The organism is Streptomyces sp. NPDC059373 (genome assembly GCF_042751495.1).
GTDB lineage: Bacteria > Actinomycetota > Actinomycetes > Streptomycetales > Streptomycetaceae > Actinacidiphila.
Map to the genome: position 1 here is coordinate 562,104 of NZ_JBHYXC010000001.1, position 20,163 is coordinate 582,266.

At 70.9% G+C, this 20,163-nt stretch carries 20 protein-coding genes; 12 read left to right on the forward strand and 8 right to left on the reverse strand.

Going from position 1 to position 20,163, the window contains the following annotated elements; translation table 11 throughout:
- The first annotated feature begins 117 nt into the window (after positions 1 to 117).
- The 5 genes from ACFXJ5_RS02645 to ACFXJ5_RS02665 all read left to right on the forward strand — a co-directional run bounded on the left by ACFXJ5_RS02645 (position 118) and on the right by ACFXJ5_RS02665 (position 6,859).
- Complete coding sequence (locus ACFXJ5_RS02645; RefSeq protein ID WP_384625775.1) at positions 118 to 1,287, forward strand: sensor histidine kinase; 1,170 nt, start codon at positions 118 to 120, stop codon at positions 1,285 to 1,287.
- A gap of 282 nt (positions 1,288 to 1,569) precedes the next feature.
- A complete protein-coding gene (locus tag ACFXJ5_RS02650) occupies positions 1,570 to 2,880 on the forward strand; it encodes a sensor histidine kinase (protein WP_384625777.1) in 1,311 nt (436 codons plus the stop codon).
- A 93-nt stretch (positions 2,881 to 2,973) separates the two neighbouring features.
- Entirely contained in the window at positions 2,974 to 3,633 is a 660-nt protein-coding gene (locus tag ACFXJ5_RS02655; RefSeq protein ID WP_384626554.1) for a response regulator, read from the forward strand.
- Positions 3,634 to 3,876: 243 nt separating this feature from the next.
- Entirely contained in the window at positions 3,877 to 5,784 is a 1,908-nt protein-coding gene (locus tag ACFXJ5_RS02660) for a 2-oxoacid:acceptor oxidoreductase subunit alpha (protein ID WP_384625779.1), read from the forward strand.
- Entirely contained in the window at positions 5,777 to 6,859 is a 1,083-nt protein-coding gene (locus tag ACFXJ5_RS02665) for a 2-oxoacid:ferredoxin oxidoreductase subunit beta (protein ID WP_384625782.1), read from the forward strand. The genes ACFXJ5_RS02660 and ACFXJ5_RS02665 overlap by 8 nt, the downstream gene beginning before the upstream one ends.
- Before the next feature lie 18 nt (positions 6,860 to 6,877).
- Here the strand turns inward: ACFXJ5_RS02665 and ACFXJ5_RS02670 are convergent, their stop codons facing one another.
- The gene (locus ACFXJ5_RS02670; RefSeq protein ID WP_384625784.1) at positions 6,878 to 7,282 is read right to left on the reverse strand and encodes a winged helix-turn-helix transcriptional regulator; all 405 of its coding nucleotides are present in this window, start codon (positions 7,280 to 7,282) and stop codon (positions 6,878 to 6,880) included.
- 102 nt (positions 7,283 to 7,384) lie between these two features.
- On the opposite strand from ACFXJ5_RS02670, the gene ACFXJ5_RS02675 reads away from it, so the two are divergent.
- On the forward strand, positions 7,385 to 8,242 hold the full coding sequence (locus ACFXJ5_RS02675; RefSeq protein WP_384625787.1) for an SDR family oxidoreductase: 858 nt from the start codon (positions 7,385 to 7,387) through the stop codon (positions 8,240 to 8,242).
- 151 nt (positions 8,243 to 8,393) lie between these two features.
- Positions 8,394 to 9,347, forward strand: a complete 954-nt coding sequence (gene rarD / locus ACFXJ5_RS02680) for an EamA family transporter RarD (protein WP_384625790.1) — start codon at positions 8,394 to 8,396, stop codon at positions 9,345 to 9,347.
- 4 nt (positions 9,348 to 9,351) lie between these two features.
- Here rarD and ACFXJ5_RS02685 read toward each other — a convergent pair whose 3' ends face one another.
- Both ACFXJ5_RS02685 and ACFXJ5_RS02690 read right to left on the reverse strand, forming a co-directional pair.
- The gene (locus ACFXJ5_RS02685) at positions 9,352 to 9,573 is read right to left on the reverse strand and encodes a DUF397 domain-containing protein (protein WP_384625793.1); all 222 of its coding nucleotides are present in this window, start codon (positions 9,571 to 9,573) and stop codon (positions 9,352 to 9,354) included.
- Positions 9,570 to 10,382: a Scr1 family TA system antitoxin-like transcriptional regulator gene (locus ACFXJ5_RS02690; RefSeq protein WP_384625796.1), complete on the reverse strand. Its 813-nt coding sequence runs from the start codon at positions 10,380 to 10,382 to the stop codon at positions 9,570 to 9,572. The genes ACFXJ5_RS02685 and ACFXJ5_RS02690 overlap by 4 nt, the downstream gene beginning before the upstream one ends.
- Positions 10,383 to 10,471: 89 nt before the next feature.
- Between ACFXJ5_RS02690 and ACFXJ5_RS02695 the strand changes: the two genes are divergently transcribed.
- Both ACFXJ5_RS02695 and ACFXJ5_RS02700 read left to right on the forward strand, forming a co-directional pair.
- The gene (locus tag ACFXJ5_RS02695) at positions 10,472 to 10,987 is read left to right on the forward strand and encodes a hypothetical protein (RefSeq protein ID WP_384625799.1); all 516 of its coding nucleotides are present in this window, start codon (positions 10,472 to 10,474) and stop codon (positions 10,985 to 10,987) included.
- Positions 10,988 to 11,068: 81 nt separating this feature from the next.
- Positions 11,069 to 11,632 carry a flavodoxin family protein gene (locus tag ACFXJ5_RS02700; protein ID WP_384625802.1) on the forward strand — a complete coding sequence of 188 codons (564 nt, stop codon included), beginning with the start codon at positions 11,069 to 11,071 and terminating at the stop codon, positions 11,630 to 11,632.
- Between the two features lie 40 nt (positions 11,633 to 11,672).
- On the opposite strand, the gene ACFXJ5_RS02705 is transcribed toward ACFXJ5_RS02700, so the two are convergent.
- Positions 11,673 to 12,356: a FadR/GntR family transcriptional regulator gene (locus ACFXJ5_RS02705; protein WP_384625805.1), complete on the reverse strand. Its 684-nt coding sequence runs from the start codon at positions 12,354 to 12,356 to the stop codon at positions 11,673 to 11,675.
- Positions 12,357 to 12,429: 73 nt separating this feature from the next.
- Between ACFXJ5_RS02705 and ACFXJ5_RS02710 the strand changes: the two genes are divergently transcribed.
- From ACFXJ5_RS02710 to ACFXJ5_RS02720, 3 genes are all read left to right on the forward strand, one after another.
- Entirely contained in the window at positions 12,430 to 13,887 is a 1,458-nt protein-coding gene (locus tag ACFXJ5_RS02710) for a sialate:H+ symport family MFS transporter (RefSeq protein ID WP_384625808.1), read from the forward strand.
- Positions 13,887 to 15,068 carry an exo-alpha-sialidase gene (locus ACFXJ5_RS02715; protein ID WP_384625810.1) on the forward strand — a complete coding sequence of 394 codons (1,182 nt, stop codon included), beginning with the start codon at positions 13,887 to 13,889 and terminating at the stop codon, positions 15,066 to 15,068. The genes ACFXJ5_RS02710 and ACFXJ5_RS02715 overlap by 1 nt, the downstream gene beginning before the upstream one ends.
- A 269-nt stretch (positions 15,069 to 15,337) precedes the next feature.
- Positions 15,338 to 16,525 carry a kelch repeat-containing protein gene (locus ACFXJ5_RS02720; protein ID WP_384625813.1) on the forward strand — a complete coding sequence of 396 codons (1,188 nt, stop codon included), beginning with the start codon at positions 15,338 to 15,340 and terminating at the stop codon, positions 16,523 to 16,525.
- Here the strand turns inward: ACFXJ5_RS02720 and ACFXJ5_RS02725 are convergent.
- From ACFXJ5_RS02725 to ACFXJ5_RS02740, 4 genes are all read right to left on the reverse strand, one after another.
- Positions 16,515 to 17,405, reverse strand: a complete 891-nt coding sequence (locus ACFXJ5_RS02725; protein ID WP_384625815.1) for an ABC transporter permease — start codon at positions 17,403 to 17,405, stop codon at positions 16,515 to 16,517. The two genes, ACFXJ5_RS02720 and ACFXJ5_RS02725, sit on opposite strands and share 11 nt — an antisense overlap.
- On the reverse strand, positions 17,392 to 18,339 hold the full coding sequence (locus ACFXJ5_RS02730) for an ABC transporter ATP-binding protein (protein ID WP_384625817.1): 948 nt from the start codon (positions 18,337 to 18,339) through the stop codon (positions 17,392 to 17,394). The genes ACFXJ5_RS02725 and ACFXJ5_RS02730 overlap by 14 nt, the downstream gene beginning before the upstream one ends.
- Before the next feature lie 44 nt (positions 18,340 to 18,383).
- Positions 18,384 to 19,574: an outer membrane lipoprotein carrier protein LolA gene (locus ACFXJ5_RS02735; RefSeq protein WP_384625819.1), complete on the reverse strand. Its 1,191-nt coding sequence runs from the start codon at positions 19,572 to 19,574 to the stop codon at positions 18,384 to 18,386.
- A gap of 242 nt (positions 19,575 to 19,816) precedes the next feature.
- Positions 19,817 to 20,116 (reverse strand): DUF3455 domain-containing protein, encoded by a 300-nt coding sequence (locus ACFXJ5_RS02740; protein ID WP_384625822.1) that lies wholly within the window; start codon positions 20,114 to 20,116, stop codon positions 19,817 to 19,819.
- Positions 20,117 to 20,163 lie beyond the last annotated feature (47 nt).

The window sequence follows — 20,163 nt, forward strand, 5'->3', positions numbered from 1 at the left end:
AGGCCCTGCCCCTTGAGTGCTGAGCAACCGCGTTGGGCCCTGGTCGGGATAACCCCACCTTGTCCCTCGTACGCACCCCATGGCGTTACCGCCCAACCGCCCGGCAGGCTTGGGCCCATGAGCCAGTCAGAGATCACTCCGACCCCTTCACTGCCGCCCCCACGCTTCGCGTTCGACGCGGTGACCTGGAAGGAGATCGCCTTTCTGCTGGCGAACCTGCCGCTCGACATCCTCGGGTTCGTCTACGTCGTCGTCACGCTCTCCATCGGCCTCGGACTGTCGGTGACGGTGGTCGGCCTGCCGCTGCTGGTCCTGGGACTGGCCGGCTGCCGGCTCCTCGGCGGGCTGGAGCGCGCACGGGCCCGGGGGCTGCTCGGGGTCGTGGTGGAGGAGCCGAGGCGGCTGCGGCCCGGCACGCTCGGTTTTCTGCCGTGGCTGTGGACGTCGCTCAAGGACCCGGTGGGGTGGCGGCACGCCCTGTACTTCTTCATGCGGCTGCCGTGGGGCATCGCCACCTTCGTCATCACCCTCGTCTCGCTCTTCGTGGCCTGGCCGGTGCTGCCGTTCATCGCGCGCGGCCTCGCCAACGCCGACCGGGCCATGGTGCGGGGGCTGCTGCAGCCCTCCGACGAGCTGGAGCGGCGCATCGCCGAGCTGGAGTCCGACCGGGGCACGGTGGTGGACACCGCCGCCGCCGACCTGCGGCGCATCGAGCGGGACCTGCACGACGGGGCCCAGGCCCGGCTGGTCGCCCTCGCCATGGATCTGGGTCTGGCCAAGGAGAAGCTCCTGGAGGGCCGAGCCGACAACGAGGCCGAGGTCGCGAAGATGGTCGACGAGGCGCACGGCGAGGTCAAGCTCGCCCTGCAGGAGCTGCGCGACCTGGCCCGCGGCATCCACCCGGCGGTGCTGACCGACCGGGGCCTGGACGCCGCCCTGTCGTCGGTCGCCGCGCGCTGCACGGTGCCGGTGTCGGTGACCGTGGACCTTCCCGGGCGCCCGGCCCCGGCGATCGAGGGCATCGCGTACTTCACGGTGTCCGAGCTGCTGCAGAACGTCAGCAAGCACAGCGGCGCCCGCACGGCCGGCGTCGAGCTGTGGCGGTCCGACGACCGCCTCATGATCCAGGTGCGCGACGACGGACAGGGCGGCGCCTCGGCCGCGGGCGGTTCCGGCCTGGCAGGCCTGGCGGAGCGGCTCGGCTCGGTCGACGGGCTGTTCGTCGTCGACTCCCCGGCGGGCGGGCCGACGGCGATCACGGCCGAGCTGCCGTGGCGCGACCGGTGATCTTCGGGTGGCCTCGTAGGCGGCTGACCGCCGGTGGCCGGGTTGTGGCAGCCTCCCCCAGCCAGACGCTGGGAGGTGCCCGCGCCCCCGGCCTTCGGGCGGGGAACCCCCCACTTCGCTTCGCTCGCCTTGCGGAACGCCCTCCCACAACCCGGATGAGACCCGCGCGGAGCGCCGAGGTGGGGCTATCCCCCGCCTGAAGAGGCCGATCCGCACCATGGGCGCCTGAGCGCCGCCGTACGACGCTGGCAGTACGCAGACTTTCAGAGGACGGACGGGACGATGGCCTACGGCTACATGGATGCGCGAGACCACCGGGTGCCCGCGGCGCTGCGGGCGCCGCTCGAGGGGCGGACGTGGCGGGAGTTCGGGTATCTGCTGCTGAATCTGCCGATGGGGATCATCGGTTTCGTCTATGTCGTGACGATGCTGTCGCTGGGCGCCGGGCTGCTGGTGACCTTCCTGGGTGTTCCGGTGCTGGCGGCCGGGCTGGCCGGGGCGCGGGGGCTGGGCGTGGTCGAGCGGGCGCGGGCGCGGGGGCTGCTGCGGCTCGATGTGGCGGAGCCGGGGCCGGTGGTGGCGAAGGGCCACGGGTTCATGCCGTGGCTGGGGGCGCAGCTGGGCAGTGGGGTGTCGTGGCGGCACGTCCTCTACTGCTTTCTGCACTTCCCGTGGGGGATCTTCAGCTTCTCCGTGTCGGTCTCGTTCTTCACGTACGGCTGGGGTTTTCTGACCTATCCCCTGTGGCAGTGGGTGTTCCCGACGTACGCCCACCAGCCCGGCCTGCAGCTCTACGGCGACGGGAACGGCAACGGCTGGTGGCTCGACTCGCCCTTCGAGGTGGCGCTCACGGCCTGCTTCGGGCTGGCGCTGGTCCTGATCTCGCCGTGGCTGATCCGTGGCATGGCGTACGTCGACCGGCTGATGGTGTCCGGGCTGCTCGGGCCGTCCCGGCTGGCCACCCGGGTGACCGAGCTGGAGTCGGACCGGGGGACGGTGGTGGACACCGCAGCCGCCGACCTGCGGCGCATCGAGCGGGATCTGCACGACGGGGCCCAGGCCCGGCTGGTCGCCCTGGCCATGGGTCTGGGCCTGGCCAAGGAGAAGCTGCAGGAGGACCCGAAGGCGGCCGCGAGCATGGTCGACGAGGCGCACGGCGAGGTGAAGCTCGCCCTGCAGGAGCTGCGCGACCTGGCCCGCGGCATCCACCCGGCGGTGCTGACCGACCGGGGCCTCGACGCCGCCCTGTCGTCGGTCGCCGCCCGGTGCACGGTGCCGGTGTCGGTGACCGTGGACCTGCCGGGCCGGCCGGTGCCGGCGATCGAGGGCATCGCGTACTTCACGGTGTCCGAATTGCTGCAGAACATCAGCAAGCACAGCGGGGCGTCCCGTGCCACGGTCGATCTCTGGCAGTCCGGCGACCGGCTCATGATCCACGTCATCGACAACGGCCGCGGCGGCGCCTCCACCGCCGCGGGCTCCGGGCTGGCGGGCCTCGCCGAGCGCCTCGACGCGGTCGACGGCGTGCTGGCCGTGGACTCCCCGGCCGGCGGACCGACCACCATCGCCGCCGAGCTGCCCTGGCGTACGTGATACCCCCTGCGTAATCCTCCGCGCTCGTGCCCCATTGCTGGATGCTGGGGAGCGATGACGCAGACATGGGGGGCTGGAGCCGTGGAGGACAGGGTGCGGGTGGTCATCGCCGAGGATTCGGTGCTGCTCAGGGAGGGGCTGACCCGGCTGCTGACCGACCGCGGACACGACGTGGTGGCGGGGGTCGGCGACGCCGTCTCCCTGATCAAGGTGATCGGCGAGATGGCGGACGGGGGCGCGCTGCCGGACGTCGTCGTGGCGGATGTGCGGATGCCGCCCACCCATACGGACGAAGGGGTGCGGGCGGCGGTGCAGCTGCGCCGGGAGCATCCGGAGCTGGGCGTGCTGGTGCTGTCGCAGTACGTGGAGGAGCAGTACGCGACCGAGCTGCTGGCAGGAAGCAGCCGGGGCGTCGGCTACTTGCTCAAGGACCGGGTAGCCGATGTACGTGAGTTCGTGGACGCCGTGGTCCGGGTGGCGCAGGGCGGGACGGCCCTGGATCCGGAGGTGGTGGCACAGCTGCTGGGCCGCAGCCGCAAGCAGGACGTGCTGGCGGGGCTCACCCCCCGCGAGCGGGAGGTCCTGGGTCTGATGGCGGAGGGTCGTACGAACTCGGCGGTCGCCAAGCAGCTGGTGGTCAGCGACGGGGCGGTCGAGAAGCACGTGAGCAATATCTTCCTGAAGCTGGGCCTGGCGCCCAGTGAGGGGGATCATCGTCGAGTGCTGGCAGTGCTCACCTATCTGAATTCCTAGCTGGATTCCCAGCCATTTGACACCCTGTCAGATGCCAGAGAGGCGTAGAACTAAAGGACCACTCGCAGGCGTCTTACACAGCAGCAGCGTCGGGGGGCGAGGCATCGTGACAAAACGTGGCATACGGAGAACCCGAAGTGCGGTTTTCCCGGGGAAGGGCACCCTTACCCACGTACGATGGCGGGTGGGACAAGAGGTCACGACCTTGTGCGTGAGCCGCCGCCTCGAAGGAGGTCCGATTCAGTGACCAGCCAGGTCAGCAGCCCATCCGCCGAGCATCACGTGCTCGGTGAACAGCGGAAACCGGCGAAGGAGACCAAGCGTCTGGACCGGGTGATCATCCGGTTCGCGGGCGATTCCGGGGACGGGATGCAGCTCACGGGGGACCGTTTCACCTCGGAGACAGCATCGTTCGGCAACGATCTGTCCACGCTGCCGAACTTCCCCGCCGAGATCCGAGCGCCCGCAGGCACCCTGCCGGGCGTTTCGTCGTTCCAGCTCCATTTCGCCGACCATGACATCCTCACGCCCGGCGACGCGCCGAACGTGCTGGTGGCGATGAATCCCGCCGCCCTGAAGGCGAACATCGACGACCTGCCGCGGGGCGCGGAGATCATCGTCAACACCGACGAGTTCACCAAGCGCGCGATGACCAAGGTCGGCTACCCGGCCTCCCCGCTGGAGGACGGCTCGCTGGCGGCGTACGCGGTGCACCCCGTGCCGCTGACCACCCTGACGGTGGAGGCGCTCAAGGACTTCGACCTGTCCCGCAAGGAGGCCGAGCGCAGCAAGAACATGTTCGCGCTCGGTCTGCTCAGCTGGCTCTACCACCGGCCGACGGAGGGCACCGAGGCCTTCCTGAGGAAGAAGTTCGCCAAGAAGCCGCAGGTCGCCGAGGCGAATGTGGCGGCCTTCCGGGCCGGCTGGAACTTCGGCGAGACCACCGAGGACTTCGCGGTCTCCTACGAGGTCGCGCCGGCCGACGCCGCCTTCCCCACGGGCACCTACCGCAACATCTCGGGGAACCTGGCCCTGTCGTACGGGCTGGTGGCGGCCTCGAAACAGGCGGATCTGCCGCTGTTCCTGGGCTCGTACCCGATCACCCCGGCCTCGGACATCCTGCACGAGCTGAGCAAGCACAAGAACTTCGGCGTACGCACCTTCCAGGCCGAGGACGAGATCGCCGGGATCGGCGCCGCTCTGGGCGCGGCCTTCGGCGGGTCGCTGGCGGTGACCACGACCTCCGGGCCGGGGGTGGCACTGAAGTCGGAGACGATCGGGCTGGCGGTCTCCCTGGAGCTGCCGCTACTGGTGATCGACATCCAGCGCGGCGGCCCGAGCACCGGGCTGCCGACCAAGACCGAGCAGGCCGACCTGCTCCAGGCGATGTACGGCAGGAACGGCGAGGCCCCGGTGCCGATCGTGGCGCCGTCCACCCCGGCGGACTGCTTCGACGCCGCCCTGGAGGCGGCCCGGATCGCGCTGACGTACCGGACCCCGGTCTTCCTGCTCTCCGACGGCTACCTGGCCAACGGCTCCGAGCCCTGGCGGATCCCGGACCTCGACGATCTGCCGGATCTACGCGTGCAGTTCGCCACCGCGCCCAACCACGACGGCGAGTTCTGGCCATACCTGCGCGACCCCGAGACCCTGGCCCGCCCCTGGGCGGTGCCGGGCACCCCGGGCCTCGAGCACCGCATCGGCGGCATCGAGAAGCAGGACGGCACCGGCAACATCTCGTACGACCCGGCCAACCACGACCTCATGGTCCGCACCCGGCAGGCCAAGATCGACGGCGTCACGGTCCCCGACCTGACCGTCGACGACCCTTCCGGCGAGGCGAAGACCCTGGTCATCGGCTGGGGGTCGACCTACGGCCCGATCACCGCCGCCGTACGCCGCATCAGGGGCTCGGACGGCCGGATCGCGCAGGCCCATCTGCGCCACCTCAACCCCTTCCCGCGGAATCTCGGCGAGGTGCTGGGGCGTTACGAGAAGGTGGTGGTGCCGGAGATGAACCTCGGCCAACTCGCCCACCTCCTGCGGGCGAAGTACCTGGTCGACGCCCGCTCCTACACCCAGGTCACCGGCCTTCCCTTCAAGGCCGAGCAGCTCGCAACCGCCATTCAGGAGGAGAGCGCGGATGTCTGAGGCACCTGCCATCGACCACCCGACGCCGGGGCTGCCGGCGCTGAGCCTGGTCCCCAAGGCCGACGCCAAGCAGTCGATGAAGGACTTCAAGTCGGATCAGGAAGTGCGCTGGTGCCCCGGTTGCGGGGACTACGCGATCCTCGCCGCCGTCCAGGGCTTCATGCCCGAACTCGGCCTGGCCCGCGAGAACGTCGTCTTCGTCTCCGGGATCGGCTGCTCCAGCCGCTTCCCGTACTACATGAACACGTACGGCATGCACTCCATCCACGGCCGCGCCCCCGCCATCGCCACCGGCCTGGCCACCTCGCGCCGGGACCTGTCGGTATGGGTGGTCACGGGTGACGGAGACGCCCTGTCCATCGGCGGCAACCATCTGATCCACGCGCTGCGGCGCAATGTGAACCTGAAGATCCTGCTGTTCAACAACCGGATCTACGGCCTCACCAAGGGCCAGTACAGCCCCACCTCCGAGGTCGGCAAGATCACCAAGTCGACCCCGATGGGCTCCCTGGACGCGCCCTTCAACCCGGTCTCGCTGGCCATCGGCGCCGAGGCGTCCTTCGTCGCCCGCACCATCGACTCCGACCGCAAGCACCTCACCCAGGTGCTGAGAGAGGCCGCGGCCCACCCCGGCACGGCGCTCGTGGAGATCTACCAGAACTGCAACATCTTCAACGACGGCGCCTTCGACGCCCTCAAGGACAACGCCACATCCGAGGAGACCCTGATCCGCCTGGAGCACGGGCAGCCCATCCGCTTCGGCGCGCAAGCCTCCAAGGGCGTCGTACGCGACCCGGCCACCGGCGACCTGAAGGTCGTGGACGTCACGCCCGAGAACGAGGGGTCGGTGCTGGTCCACGACGCGCATGCGGCTTCGCCGACCAACGCCTTCGCGCTGTCCCGGCTCGCGGACCCCGACACGCTGCACCACACGCCGATCGGCGTGCTGCGGAGTGTGGAACGGCCGGTGTACGACACCGAGATGTCCGACCAGCTGGAGGCAGCCGTCGAGCAGCACGGCAAGGGGGACCTCGGCGCTCTCCTCAACGGCAACGACACCTGGACGGTGCTCTGAGCGCAGTTCCCCGCGCCCCTAGTGGGCCTCGTCGTACGCGTCCCGGGCGGTCATCACGTCCGGGACGCGGCCTTCCACCCAGCGGGCCAGGGTCCAGACCTGGCGGGCGGCCTCCTCGCCCACCGGGGTGAGGGAGTAGTCGACGTGCGGGGGGATGACGGGGTGCGCCTCGCGGTGCACGAAGCCGTCCCGCTCCAGGGTCTGCAGGGTCTGGGCGAGCATCTTCTCGCTGACCCCGCCGACGGTGCGGCGCAGCTCGCTGAAGCGCAGCGTGCCGTCCATGAGCGCGGCCAGTACGAGGACGCCCCAGCGACTGGTGACGTGCTCCAGGATCACGCGGGAGGGGCAGCTCGCGGCGTTGACATCCGGCGCGAGAATCCGCAGGGCGCCGGACCTTCCGCTGGTGCTTTCACTTACCGACATGCCAGTACCTTACTTCAAAGTGGGTACTTTCCAGAAGTTAGTACAGGTTTTAGCGTTAGTCCTGCACCCACCCGCACCCACGGAAACAGGAGAACGCATCCCATGAGCATCGTCGTCACCGGAGCCACCGGACAGCTGGGCCGTCTCGTCATCGACGAGCTGCTCGTCAAGGTCCCCGCCGACCAGGTCGCCGCCGTCGTACGCGACGAGGCGAAGGCCACCGACATCGCGGACCGTGGCGTCGAGCTGCGGGTCGCCGACTACAGCGACCCGGGAACGCTGGCGGGCGCCTTCCAGGTCGGTGACGTCGTCCTGCTGATCTCCGGCAGCGAGGTCGGCCGGCGCGTCGCCCAGCACACCGCCGTCATCAACGCCGCCAAGGACGCGGGCGTGGCCCGGCTCGCGTACACCGGCGTCCTCGGCGGACCCGCGGCCGACTTCGCGCTCGCCGCCGAGCACAAGGTCACCGAGCAGGCCATCCTCGACTCCGGCCTGCCCTACACCTTCCTGCGCAACGGCTGGTACACCGAGAACTACACCGCCCAGATCCCCGTCCACCTGGAGCACGGCGTCGTCGGCAGTGCCGGCGGAGGCAAGGTCGGCTCGGCCACCCGCGAGGACTTCGCGGCCGCCGCGGCCGCCGTGCTGGCCGGCGAGGGCCACGAGAACACGGCGTACGAGCTCAGCGGCGACGAGGCCTGGACCCTGGCGGAGTACGCCGCCGAGCTGTCGAAGCAGTCCGGCAAGGAGGTCGCGTACGCCGACGTCCCGGCCGAGGCTCTCAAGGGCATCCTGCTCGGCGCGGGCCTGCCCGAGCAGTTCGCCGACATCCTGGTCGACGTCGACGTGTCCGGCATCTCGCGCGGCCTGCTGGCCGGCGGCAGCGGCGACCTCTCCCGCCTCATCGGCCGCCCGACCACGCCGCTCGCCGACACGATCGCGGCCGCGCTGAAGGGCTGAACGGGCCGACGCCAGGTCTGCGTCTGCGTCTGCGTCCCGCAGCACCGTCATCAAGGGTCATCGCGTCATGACCGTTATGCGGGACGCAGATGACAGCGCCTGATCCCCCGCGCTACCGTCGGACGGTTGCCGTCCGACCCGGGAGGATCCGTTGAACGAACAGCGCGCCGGGCTCGCGTACGGCTTCGCCGCGTACGGCATGTGGGGTGTCTTCCCGCTCTACTTCCCGCTGCTCGAACCGGCGGGGGCGCTGGAGATCCTCGCCCACCGGATGATCTGGTCGCTGGTCGTCGTGGCGGTCATCCTGCTGGTGCTGCGCCGCTGGCAGTGGATACCGGCGCTGCTGCGGCAGCCGAAGCGGCTCGGGCTGCTCGCGCTGGCCGCGACCGTGATCTCGGTCAACTGGGGCACGTACATCTGGGGCGTCAACAGCGGCCATGTGGTCGAGACCTCGCTCGGCTACTTCATCAACCCGCTGGTCACCATCGCCCTCGGCGTCGTCGTCCTGCGCGAGCGGCTGCGCCCCGCCCAGTGGGCCGCCGTCGGGATCGGCCTGGCCGCGGTGGTCGTGCTGGCCGTGGGCTACGGACGGCCGCCGTGGATCTCGCTGGTCCTGGCCTTCTCCTTCGGGACGTACGGGTTCGTCAAGAAGAAGGTCAACATGGGCGGCCTGGAGTCGCTGGCCGCCGAGACCTCGCTGCAGTTCCTGCCGGCGCTCGCCTTCCTGGTCGTGCTCGGGGCCCGCGGTGACTCCACCTTCGCGACGCACGGCGCGGGCCATGCCACCCTGCTCGCGGCCGCGGGGGTGATCACCGCGATCCCGCTGGTCTGCTTCGGTGCCGCCGCGATCCGTATCCCGCTGTCCACCATCGGCCTGCTGCAGTATCTGGCGCCGGTCTTCCAGTTCGTGCTGGGCCTGGTCTACTTCCACGAGGCGATGCCGCCGGCCCGCTGGGCGGGGTTCGCCCTGGTGTGGGCGGCGCTGGCCATCCTCACCTGGGACGCGCTGCGCAACGCCCGCCGTACGCATGTGGCCCTGCGCGACGCGGCGCGCGCCCCCGGCGCCGGCGTCGTTGCCGGGGACGAGGGCGCGCGGGTCGCCTGAGCGGCTACCGAGCGTTGACGAGGGAGACGAAGGCGTCCCAGGCGCCGGCGGTGAAGGCGAGAACGGGTCCCGATCTGTCCTTGGAGTCACGGATGTGGACCGCGCCGTGGGTGCCGGGAGTGGCGGCGACCTCGACGCACTCGCCGCCCTCGTTGCCGCTGTAGCTGCTCGTGAACCACGCCAGTTCCGGGGAATCGGAAGCGGGCGTGTCGTGCTCGCTGCTCATAGTTCTCCTGCCAGCCGTTCGATCAGGCTCGCTGACTCCTCCGGGCTGAGGGCCTGTGCGCGGATGATTCCATACCGCTGGGTGAGCACACTGACCTCGTCCCGATCGGAGATCAGGAAGCTACCGCTCTGGCCTTCGACATAGGCCAGACTGCGGCGTTCGGGGGTTTCGAGCAGCACCATGGGGCCGTCGAGACCGGAGTGGGTCTCGCGCCAGGTCGGCATGACCTGGAGCGACACGTTGCGCATGCTGCCGCAGTCCAGCAGGCGGTGCAATTGAGCTTTCATTAATTCCGGCCCGCCGATGGGGCGCTGGAGCACGACCTCCTCGATCACAAATCCCAGTACGGGGGCGGGCTTACGGGTCAGCACGCTCTGCCGGTCCAGGCGTGCCGCGACTCGGCTCTCGATCTCCTCGTCGTCCAGCGGCGGGCAACGGGCGGCGATCACCGCCCGTGCGTATCCCTCCGTCTGGAGCAGGCCCGGGATGGTCTGGTTCGCGTAGAGGTACATGCTCACCGCCTCCGACTCCAGCAGCGCGAAGTCCTGGAACCAGGAGGGGTAGCGCTCCTGCGCGAGGAAGGGCCCGGCGGCCTTGAGCAGCCCGCGCGCGCCGAGGACGGTGTCGGCCTTGTCGATGAAGTCCTGCTTGGGGATGCGGCGGCCCTGCTCGACGGCGCTGACCATGGACTCGGAGTAGTCGATGCGCTCGCCGAGTTCGGCGCGGGTCAGGCCTGCCTCGGTGCGCAGCCAGCGCACCTGTCCGCCGAAGACCCGCAGGGTCGCTGACGATCCGTCGGTCTGACTCATCGTCCGTCGCCTCCCCGCTGCCTGTACAACTCCGTCTGTAGCCGCGCCGTTCGTGGTGACGCTAACTCCGTAACGGAATCGTTGACCCCATGAACACAGAACCTCCCCCCAACCAGGATGCGGCGGCTTATCCTTCCCCCGGCCCCGCAGAACCGGAGTTCGGTGCTCCGTCCGCCCCGCGCCCACCACTCCCCTATCGCCCGGACTGGGTCCCGGCCTCCGGGCACCAACTCAGCCGTACGGGCGTCCAGTTCGACGCCGTACGCATTGCCGGGCTGCGCGCCGAGGAAGTCGCCGACGAACTCGCCGACGAGACGGACGACGCGGCCGGGCCGATCATCCGCGAGGCCGTCGGCAGCCGCTGGATGTACTTCCTCTGTCCGCCCGGCAGCGCCACCGACTACCGCTGGCCGCCCGGCATCATGCGGCTCAGCGGCACCTCGACCAGCGTCGGTTACGTCGGCGTGCCCGCCCTGCAGGGCGACACCTGGCCGCTGTCGTGGTACTCGCAGCCGACGGAGCAGGCGCCCTTCGTCGATCCCGCGCTGCTGTACGCGACGCTGTGCCGGCTGGTGGGTTGGAGACCGCTGACCGAACTCGCGTGAGGCACCGGTCGCGGCGGGACGGCCTGCTAGCATCTCCATGCGTACGCACTTAATGCATACGCAAGCGAATGGGGAGACAGCGTGACCGCGACCGAGGACCGGAAGTACCTCTTCCTGCTGGGCAGCGCCCGCACCGGCGGCAACACGGAGACGCTCGCGCGCCACGCGGCCCAGCAACTCCCGCCTGCCGCCCGGCAGCAGTGGCTGCACCTCGCCGACCTCCCGCTGCCGGCCTTCGAGGACCTCCGCCACACCGGCGACGGCACCTACCCCGAACCCACCGGCCACGCCCGCACCCTGCTCGACGCCACGCTCGACGCGACCGACCTCGTCGTGGCCTCGCCCCTCTACTGGTTCAGCCTCTCCACCAGCACCAAGCTCTACCTCGACCACTGGTCCGCCTGGATGCGCGTCCCCGGCCTCGACTTCCTCGACCGCCTGCGCGGCAAGACACTGTGGTCGGTCACCGCCCTCTCCGGCCAGGATCCGGCCACCGCCGCGCCCCTGGTCGGCTCGCTGCGGCACACGGCCGCGTACGCCGGGATGCGCTGGGGCGGGGCGCTGTTGGGCAACGGCAGCAGGCCCGGTGACATACAGAAGGACACGGACGGACTGGCGCGGGCGAAGGCGTTCTTCGCGGCGTAGCAAGGCCGGCGCAACAAGCCCGGAGCAATAAGCCCGGGGCTCAGCCGAGGCGGTCGATGCGGGACTGGACGTCGGCGAAGTGCGCGGCTATCGCGTCGGCGGCGGCCTCCGGCTCGCGCGCCCGGAGGGCGTCCACGACACGCCGGTGCTGGCGCACGACCTGGTCGTGGTCGGTCCGCGGCTTGCCGACCTCGTGCTCCAGCTCGCGGTAGGCGTCCCAGAACAGCCCGATGAGTTGCAGAACCATGGCGTTGCCCAGGGACTCGTAGAGCAGCTCGTGGAAGCGCCGGTCGTGGCCCGCCCGGCCCTCCGCGCCGTCGGCGGCGAGGGCGGTGAGCTCCGCGTCGAGGCGGCCGAGGTCGTCCTCGGTGAGCTCGAGGGCGGCGCGGCGGATCAGGCCGCCCTCCAGGAGCGCGCGGACCTCCACGATGTCGTGCAGGGCGCGGTGGTCGGCCCGGCGGACGGCCAGCCGGGTGTGGAAGAGCAGCCCGGGGGCCAGGGCCCGCAGCTGCGCCTCGCCGACGAAGGTGCCGTAGCCGTGCCGGATGTCGACAATGCCCAGCGCCTGGAGGCCCTTGAGCGCCTCTCGCACAGAATTACGGCTCACGCCGAGGGCCCGCATCAACTCCGGCTCGGCCGGGAGTGGCGCGCCCGCGTCGAGGCCGCTTTCGATGATCATGTCGACCAACCGGTCCTGCACGGAGGGCTTGTGCCGTATGGACATGGGCCCTACGGTACCGCTACGCATAGGACGTCCTACGTCCTACCTCCCTCAACGTCGAGGAGAGCGAGCCGCAATGAGCAGTAGCAGCAGCAACGCCACCACCGACCCCGTCGACCCCGTCCCCTGGTACCGGGAGCTGTCCCCGCAGGACTGGAAGGCCTTCGCCGCGGCATGGCTCGGCTACGCCATGGACGGCTTCGACTTCGTCCTGATCACCCTCGTGCTGACCGAGGTCGCCCAGGAATTCCACCTCTCCACCGTCACGGCGGCCACCCTGGTGTCGGCCGCCTTCATCTCCCGCTGGTTCGGCGGGCTCGCGATCGGCGCGTTCGGTGACCGCTTCGGACGGCGGCCCGCCATGGTGCTGAGCATCACGCTGTACGCCGTCGGGGCGGCCCTGTGCGGCTTCGCCTGGGACTACTGGTCGTTGTTCGCCTTCCGGATGGTGATCGGGCTCGGCATGGCCGGCGAGTACACCGCCAGCGCCACCTACGTCATCGAGAGCTGGCCGGCGCGGCTGCGCAACAAGGCCAGCGGCATGCTGCTGTCCGGCTACCCGCTGGGCAGCGTCCTCGCCGCGAAGACGTACGCCTGGGTCGTGCCGCATTCCAGCTGGCGGGTGCTGTTCTGGCTGGGCATCATCCCGGTCGTCCTCGCCATCTACCTGCGCAAGCGGCTGCCCGAGACCAAGGAGTGGACGGAGTTCAGCGCGAAGGAGCGGCCGGTCAGCGCGGCGGCGGTGCTCTTCACGGGGCGGCGGTCGGCGTGGAACCTGCCGATCGGGGTCGTCGCGGCGCTGAGCATCTTCTTCGTGCTGCGCAACCAGACGATGCCGGTCACGCTGGTGCTCGTGGCGGTCGCCGCGGCGTGCTTCGTGACCTTCGCCGTCCAGTTCGCGGGGCGGCTGTGGCCGGTGATGGTCGCGCTGATGATCACCGTGTTCAGCGCCTTCCTGTACTCCTGGCCGCTGCAGTCCCTGCTGCCGACCTACCTCAAGACCGACCTCCACTACGACCCCGGCCAGGTCTCCGACGCCCTGCTCTACGCGGGCATCGGCTACGCGGCGGGCTCCATCCTCTCCGGCTTCCTCGGCGACCGCATCGGGACGCGGCGGGCGTACGTGGGCATGCTGCTCGCCTCGCTGTTCTTCGTCTGGCCTGTCTTCGCGCTGGGCGAGGGCCACACGGTCGCCCTGTGGGTGCTGCTCTTCCTGCTGCTGGGGACCGGCCAGGGCGCGTCCGGGATCCTGCCGAAGTACGTCTCCGGGCACTACCCGGTGCGCTTCCGCGCGGCCGGGCTCGGCTTCAGCTACAACGTCGGCGCGCTGGGCGGCGCCGCCGCTCCGGTGCTCGGGGCGAAGCTCGCCGAGCCGCTGAGCCTGGGCACGGCGATCGCGGTGCTGGGGCTGTCGCTGACGGCGGTGGTCATCGTGCTGGTCGGCTTCGACGTCCCGGCGCGGGTGCAGCGCTGGTCGGACTCCCGGCACGCCGCGGCGCAGCCGCCCGCGACCGAGGCCCGGGAGGCCGTCTGATGCCGCTCGACCGGCGCACGGTTCTGGCGCTGCCGCTGGCGGCCCTCGGCTCGGCGTTAATCACCCGGACGGCCTACGCCGCCGACGCACCCGCGACCACCTCGGTGCCGTTCACCTCCGGGACGGAGGGCTACGACACCTTCCGTATCCCCGCGGTCGTACGCACCCGGCGCGGCACCCTCATCGCCTTCGCCGAAGGGCGCGGGCACTCCGCCAGCGACACCGGGGACATCGATGTCGTCGCCCGCCGCTCCACCGACGGCGGCCGCACTTGGGGCGCCCTCCACGTCGTCGCCGAGGCCGGCACCGACACCCAGGGCAACCCCGCCCCCGTCGTCGACCCCCGCACCGGCCGCATCGTGCTGCTGACCTGCCGCAACTCGGCGTCCGTCACCGAGACCCAGATCATGACGGGCGCGGCGACCCCGGAACAGTCCCGGCGGGTCTTCGTCCAGCACAGCGACGACGACGGCCTCGGCTGGACCGAGCCCCGCGAGATCACCGCCTCCGCCAAGCGCGACGACTGGCGCTGGTACGCCACCGGCCCCGGCCACGCGATCGCCCTCACCCACGGCAGGCACCGCGGCCGCCTCGTCGTCCCCGCCAACCACTCCATCGCCCCGCCCGCCGGCTCCACCGACACCGGCGCCGAGGCCAAGTACTACGGCGGTCACGACCTCTTCAGCGACGACGGCGGCCACAGCTGGCACATCGGCTGCGTCGACGACGACCCCGACGGCTTCGTCAACGTCAACGAGACCACCGCCGCCCAGCTCCCCGACGGTCGCGTCTACTTCAACGCCCGCGACCACAAGGGCACCGCGGAGGGCGTCCGCTGCGACGCCTACAGCGACGACGGCGGCCGCACCCTCGTCGACCCCTACCAACCCCAGCCCACCCTCGCCGGCCCCATCGTCCAGGGCAGCGTCCTCCAGGTCCGCGGCGGCCCCCTCCTCTACTCCGGCCCCGCCGACCCCGCCGCCCGCAAAGCCATGACCCTCCGGGCCAGCACCGACGACGGCGCCACCTGGACCCCCGTCCTCCAGCTCTCCCCCCTCCCCGCCGCCTACTCCGACCTCGTCCAGCTCTCCGCCGGGGCGGTGGGGCTCCTCTACGAGACGGGCCAGTCCGGCCCGTACGAGACCATCGCCTTCACCCGGATCGCGGTGAGCGACCTGTGACGGAGCCCGGCGGGTCTTCCCCCACCCCGCCCCTTCCCGAAACCAGGGGGCCAGCCCCCTGGACCCCCGGTCCTCAAACGCCGGACGGGCTGAATTCACGGCCAACCGGGTTGTGGGTAGGCCGTCCGCCTGAGGCGGAACGGGCTGGCACAACCCGACCACGGACCCGAACCCGACAACACACCCTCCCGGGTCCAGAGGCGGAGCCCGTGGTTTCGGGAAGGGGCGGGGTGGGGGAAACGAATCAGGCCGCAATGAACGGAGGCATGATGAGCGCACGCATCACCCGGCGGGCCTTCGCGGTCGGGGCCGCGGCCGCACCGCTGGTGGCGGCGGGGGCCGAAAGCCCGGCGGCCGCCGCCGAGGGCACCGGCAGGCCCGTGTTCCGCCGGTTGCCGGACCTGCCGGCGAACAGGACGGCGTGGAACGCGGCGATCCCGGTCAGGGAGGACTACTGGCGGCAGATCGGCCTCGCCGGAATGGTGGTGGGCGCCCACGGCGGGTATCTCATCGCCGCGGGGGGCGCCAACTTCCCGGAGCCGGCGCTCACGGCGACCCGGGCGAACACGCTGGGCAAGATCTATTGGGCGGACGCCTTCGTGATGGGCCCGGACCGGACGTGGCTGGACGGGAGCCTGAGCCTGCCGGACGCCCTCGCCTATGCCGCGTGCGTCAGTACGGCCGACGGAGTCGTGGTGATCGGCGGCGAGGGCTTCCGGGGTGGCCCGAACGGCGCTGCGCTGGCGACGGTGACGAAGTTCGCGGACGTCATCCGGCTCCGCTATGACCCGGCGGGGCACCGGCTCGTACGGGAGAAGCTGCCGGACCTCCCCCGCCCGATGTCGTACGCCGTGGCCGCGCTGATCGGCAAGAAGCTCTACGTCGCGGAGGGCGCCGACTTCTACGCCCTCGACCTGGCCCGCCCGGGCGACGGCTGGCGCACCCTCCCCACCTGGCCGGGCCCGGCCCGCAGCGTGGCGGTCGGAGCGGCGGCCGACGGCAGGTTCTACCTGGTGAGCGGCCGGGCCGCCGATGCCCACGGCACCTGGCACTTCTACCGCGACGCCTACGCCTACGACCCCCGCACCGCCACCTGGAGCACCCTCACCGAGCTGCCCTGGTGCGTCACCGCGGGCCTCGCCTGGCCGGTGGGCGACGGCCGCCACCTCCTCCTCGCGGGCGGCGACAAGGACCTGGCCCGCTGGAATCTGATCCAGCGGCAGACGGCGGCCGGCCACAAGGACGCGGTGACCTGGATCTACGACCACCACACCGGCTTCAACGGCGAGCTGCTGCTCTACGACACCCACCGCGACCGCTGGCGCGTCGTGGGCGACTTCCCCGGCCCCTCCCAGGTCACCACCCCCGCCGTGCGCTGGGGCGACGACCTCGTCATCGTCAGCGGCGAGGTGCGGCCCGGCATCCGTACGCCGGCGGTGTGGGCCGTCAGGCCGTGATGTCGCGCGTGCTGAAGCGCGCCCAGGCGGCCGACCCGAAGACGGCCACGTACAGCCCTTGCAGCCCGAAGTTGCGCCGCAGTTCGTCCCAGTAGACGGGGTCGCGGAGCAGGTCGGCGAAGCTGAGCCAGTAGTGGGGGAAGAGGTAGGGCTGGATGGCGTGCAGTTGGGGGATCTGGTCGACGATCTGGACGGTGATGAGGAGACCGACGGTGGTGGCCATGGCGGCGATGCCGCTGTTGGTGAGGGTGGAGATGAACAGGCCGAGGGCGGCGATGCCGGTGAGCGAGAGGGCGACGGTGGCGGCGATGAGGAGGGCGCGCCAGAGGCCTTCCGTGAAGGAGATCGTGGTGCCGGACAGGAGGGTGACGTCGCCGAGGGGGAAGAGGATGGCGCCGACGATGAGCCCGGAGGCGGCCACGACGAGGGTGGCGACGACGCAGAAGGCCAGCACGGAGGCGTATTTGGCGAGGAGGAGGCGGGAGCGCCCGGCGGGAGCGACGAGGAGGTAGCGCAGGGTGCCGGAGTTGGCCTCGCCGGCGATGGAGTCGCCCGCGATGACGCCGATGGCCATGGGGAGGAAGAAGGGGAGGGTGGCGGCCAGACCGGTGAAGACCAGGAAGAGGCCGTTGTTGGTGATCTGGGCGATGAAGGCGGGGCCGTCACCGCCGCCTCCGCCGGACCTGCCGCCGCCGTTGGTGTCGAGCTTGACCGCGATGCCGATGAGGACGGGCACACCGGTGAGGACGGCGAGCAGCGCGAGGGTGCGCCAGCGGCGCATGACGGTGACGAACTCGCTGCGGAAGAGACCGAGCTGCCAGAGGGCGCTGGGCCTCGGCGCCGGCGTGGCCGGTGTGGGCAGCGTTTCAGCCTGCGACATCGAAGCCCTCCCCGGTCAGGGCGAGGAACGCGTCCTCCAGCGAGGCGCGTTCGAGGCCGAAGCCGCGCACCCGGATGCCTGCGGCCACCAGGGCGGCATTGAGGTCGGCCAGGTCGGGAACGGGGTCGGGCGGGAGGTCGCCGGTGACCTTGCCGTCGGCGGTGGTCTCCAGGTCCGTCACGCCGAGCTCCTTGAGGACCCGTACGGTGTCGGCGGTGTCCGGCGTGGTGACGGCGAGGCGGCTGCGCGCGGCGAGGGCGTCGACGGGGCCCTGGGTGATGAGGCGGCCGCGTGACATGACGGCGGCGTGGGTGCAGACCTGCTCGATCTCGTCGAGGAGATGCGAGGAGAGGAAGACGGTCGTGCCGTCGGCGGCCAGGCTTCTGACCAGGGAACGGATCTCCCGCATGCCCTGCGGGTCCAGGCCGTTGGTGGGCTCGTCCAGGACCAGCAGGTCGCGCGGCCGCAGCAGGGCGGCGGCCAGCCCGAGGCGCTGCTTCATGCCCAGCGAGTAGGCGCGGGCCTTCTTGCTCGCGGCCGCGGCGAGTCCGACCCGGTCCAGTGCCTCGCCGACCCGGGCCCGGCGGGTGCGGGGGTCGGCGGTGGGGTCGGCGGAGTCGTAGCGCAGCAGATTGTCGCGGCCGGAGAGGAAGCCGTACAGGGCGGGGCCCTCGATGAGGGCCCCGACTCTGGGCAGTACGGTGCGCACCGCGCGCGGCATGGGCTCGCCGAGGACGCGCGCGGTGCCGGAGGTCGGCTCGATCAGCCCCATGAGCATGCGGATGGTCGTGGTCTTGCCCGAGCCGTTGGGGCCGAGGAAGCCGAAGACGCTGCCGCGCGGCACGGTCAGGTCGAGCCCGTCGACGGCGAGCTGCCCGCCCCGGTAACGCTTCGTGAGCCCATGGGTTGAGATCACGGCGGGCAACTCCTCCATCGCGCTCCTTCGTCCGTGCCTGCTGGGCCACTAGGCCATTGGGCCTACTTGCTCGCGGCCTTGACCAGCGCGTCCTGGCTGACGGCGCCGACGTAGACCTTGCCGCTGTCGGTGATCAGGGCGTTGACCACGCGGGTGCTGACGAACGTACCGGAGCCGAAGCTGCCCTTGACCGTCTTGCCGAAGCTGCTGATCAGGGACTGGGTGTCGAAGGTGCTGCCCTTGGTGTTGCTCTGCTGCCCGGGCAGAGCGCCCTTCGGGGTCTTCAGTTCGGCGATCGAGTCCCAGCCGGTTCCGATGACGTTCAGACCGTCGAGGGCGGACTTGGCGTTGTCCTGCGCCTTCGCACCGTCCTTCGTCGCCGCGTCCGCGCCGGGCTTCTCCGTGGTCACCTTGGCGCCCTTGGGCGGGGTGAAGGTGAACGTACTGGCCGCGGGCTTGCCGAAGTCCACCTTCGTGAAGCCGATGTCGACGGCCGGCTTCGCGCTGCCCTTGGGCGTGAGCGTGAACTTCAGCGGGACGCCCGTCGCCGAGTCGACGGCGATGCGGATCGAACCGACCGTCGTGTCGGCCTGCGTCGGCTTGATGAGCAGCTGGTACGCGTCCCGGCCGGCGACCTTCGCCGTGCCGTCGACGGTGACCGACGTCGTGCTGTCCACCGCCTTCAGCGCCTGGTCCGCCGCCTGCTGCGGGGTGAGCGTGGAGGACGTGTGGTCCGTCCCGGCGCCGCTCTTCGCCCCCTTGGGGGCGGTCGAGTGGTACGCCTGGTTGCTGCCGCTGTCGTACGCCCACACCTGGGTGCCGTTGTGGATGACGCTGTACTCGGAGGCGGACTCGACGATCGAGACCTTCTGCCGGTCCGGGCCGTCGGCCGCCACCTGGAGCGTGTGCGTGCCGGTGAGCAGCTTGGTGAGCTGGTCCGTCGGGTTGGCGCTCGCGCTGCCGCCCGTGCCGCTGCCGCCCAAACTGCTCCCGAACGCGCTTGCGATGGCCGGGAGTCCGAAGTCCGTACTGAACTTCACCGAGCCGGAGATCGTCTGCGTATCGGAAGCCGCCATCTTCTCGATCAGCTTCTGCGCGGTGATGTCCGGCAGATTCGGGCTGCCCGCGCTGGCAAGTGCCGGTACGAGTCCGATCGTCGCCGCCGCCACACCCGCCGCGAGGACGGGCACGGCGTAACGTATCGCCTTCCGTCGCCTGTCGGGGTTGTCGTCTGTCGCTGGGATTCGTGCCATTGCTTTCCGTCCCTACCTTCGTCGTCGCCGGCGGGCCTGTTTGCGTCGCACTCGTCCACCTCTCGGGTCCATTGTCACCCGATCCGCCGTGTGGTGGTGGTTCCATCACACCAAACCGGCCGGACCCGCGCATCAGCCGACGGGATCAACCACGCGTACGCCCCTGGGATGACAGACCCCCAGGGAGGTATGCGGGTACCCGCTGTTGGCTCGGTTGATGCTGCTTCGGCTGCTTCCGCTCGCTACTTCTGCAGGAAGAGGTAGTCCGCCTGGTACGGAACGCCCACCTTCGGCGTCCGGTGCGGGTCGCAGGTGCCGGCCGGGGCGACGCCGCCGACCGTGTTGAGCCGCAGGATCTCCTGAGTCCCCGACAGCAGACCGCCGGAGCGGCCGGCCTGGTCGGCCTTGAGGTCCAGCTCAGGGATGTTGCCGGTGCCGTTGGGGGTCTTGGCGATCAGAGCGCCGGTGACGGCCGTCGCCGCCGCGGCGAGGGTGCCGGCGGCCAGTGTGATCGCCCTGCGGCGGTTCTTGATGCCCTTCATCGCGGGTGTCCTCCCGTGGTGGGCCGGTCCCCCTGCACCGGCCGCTC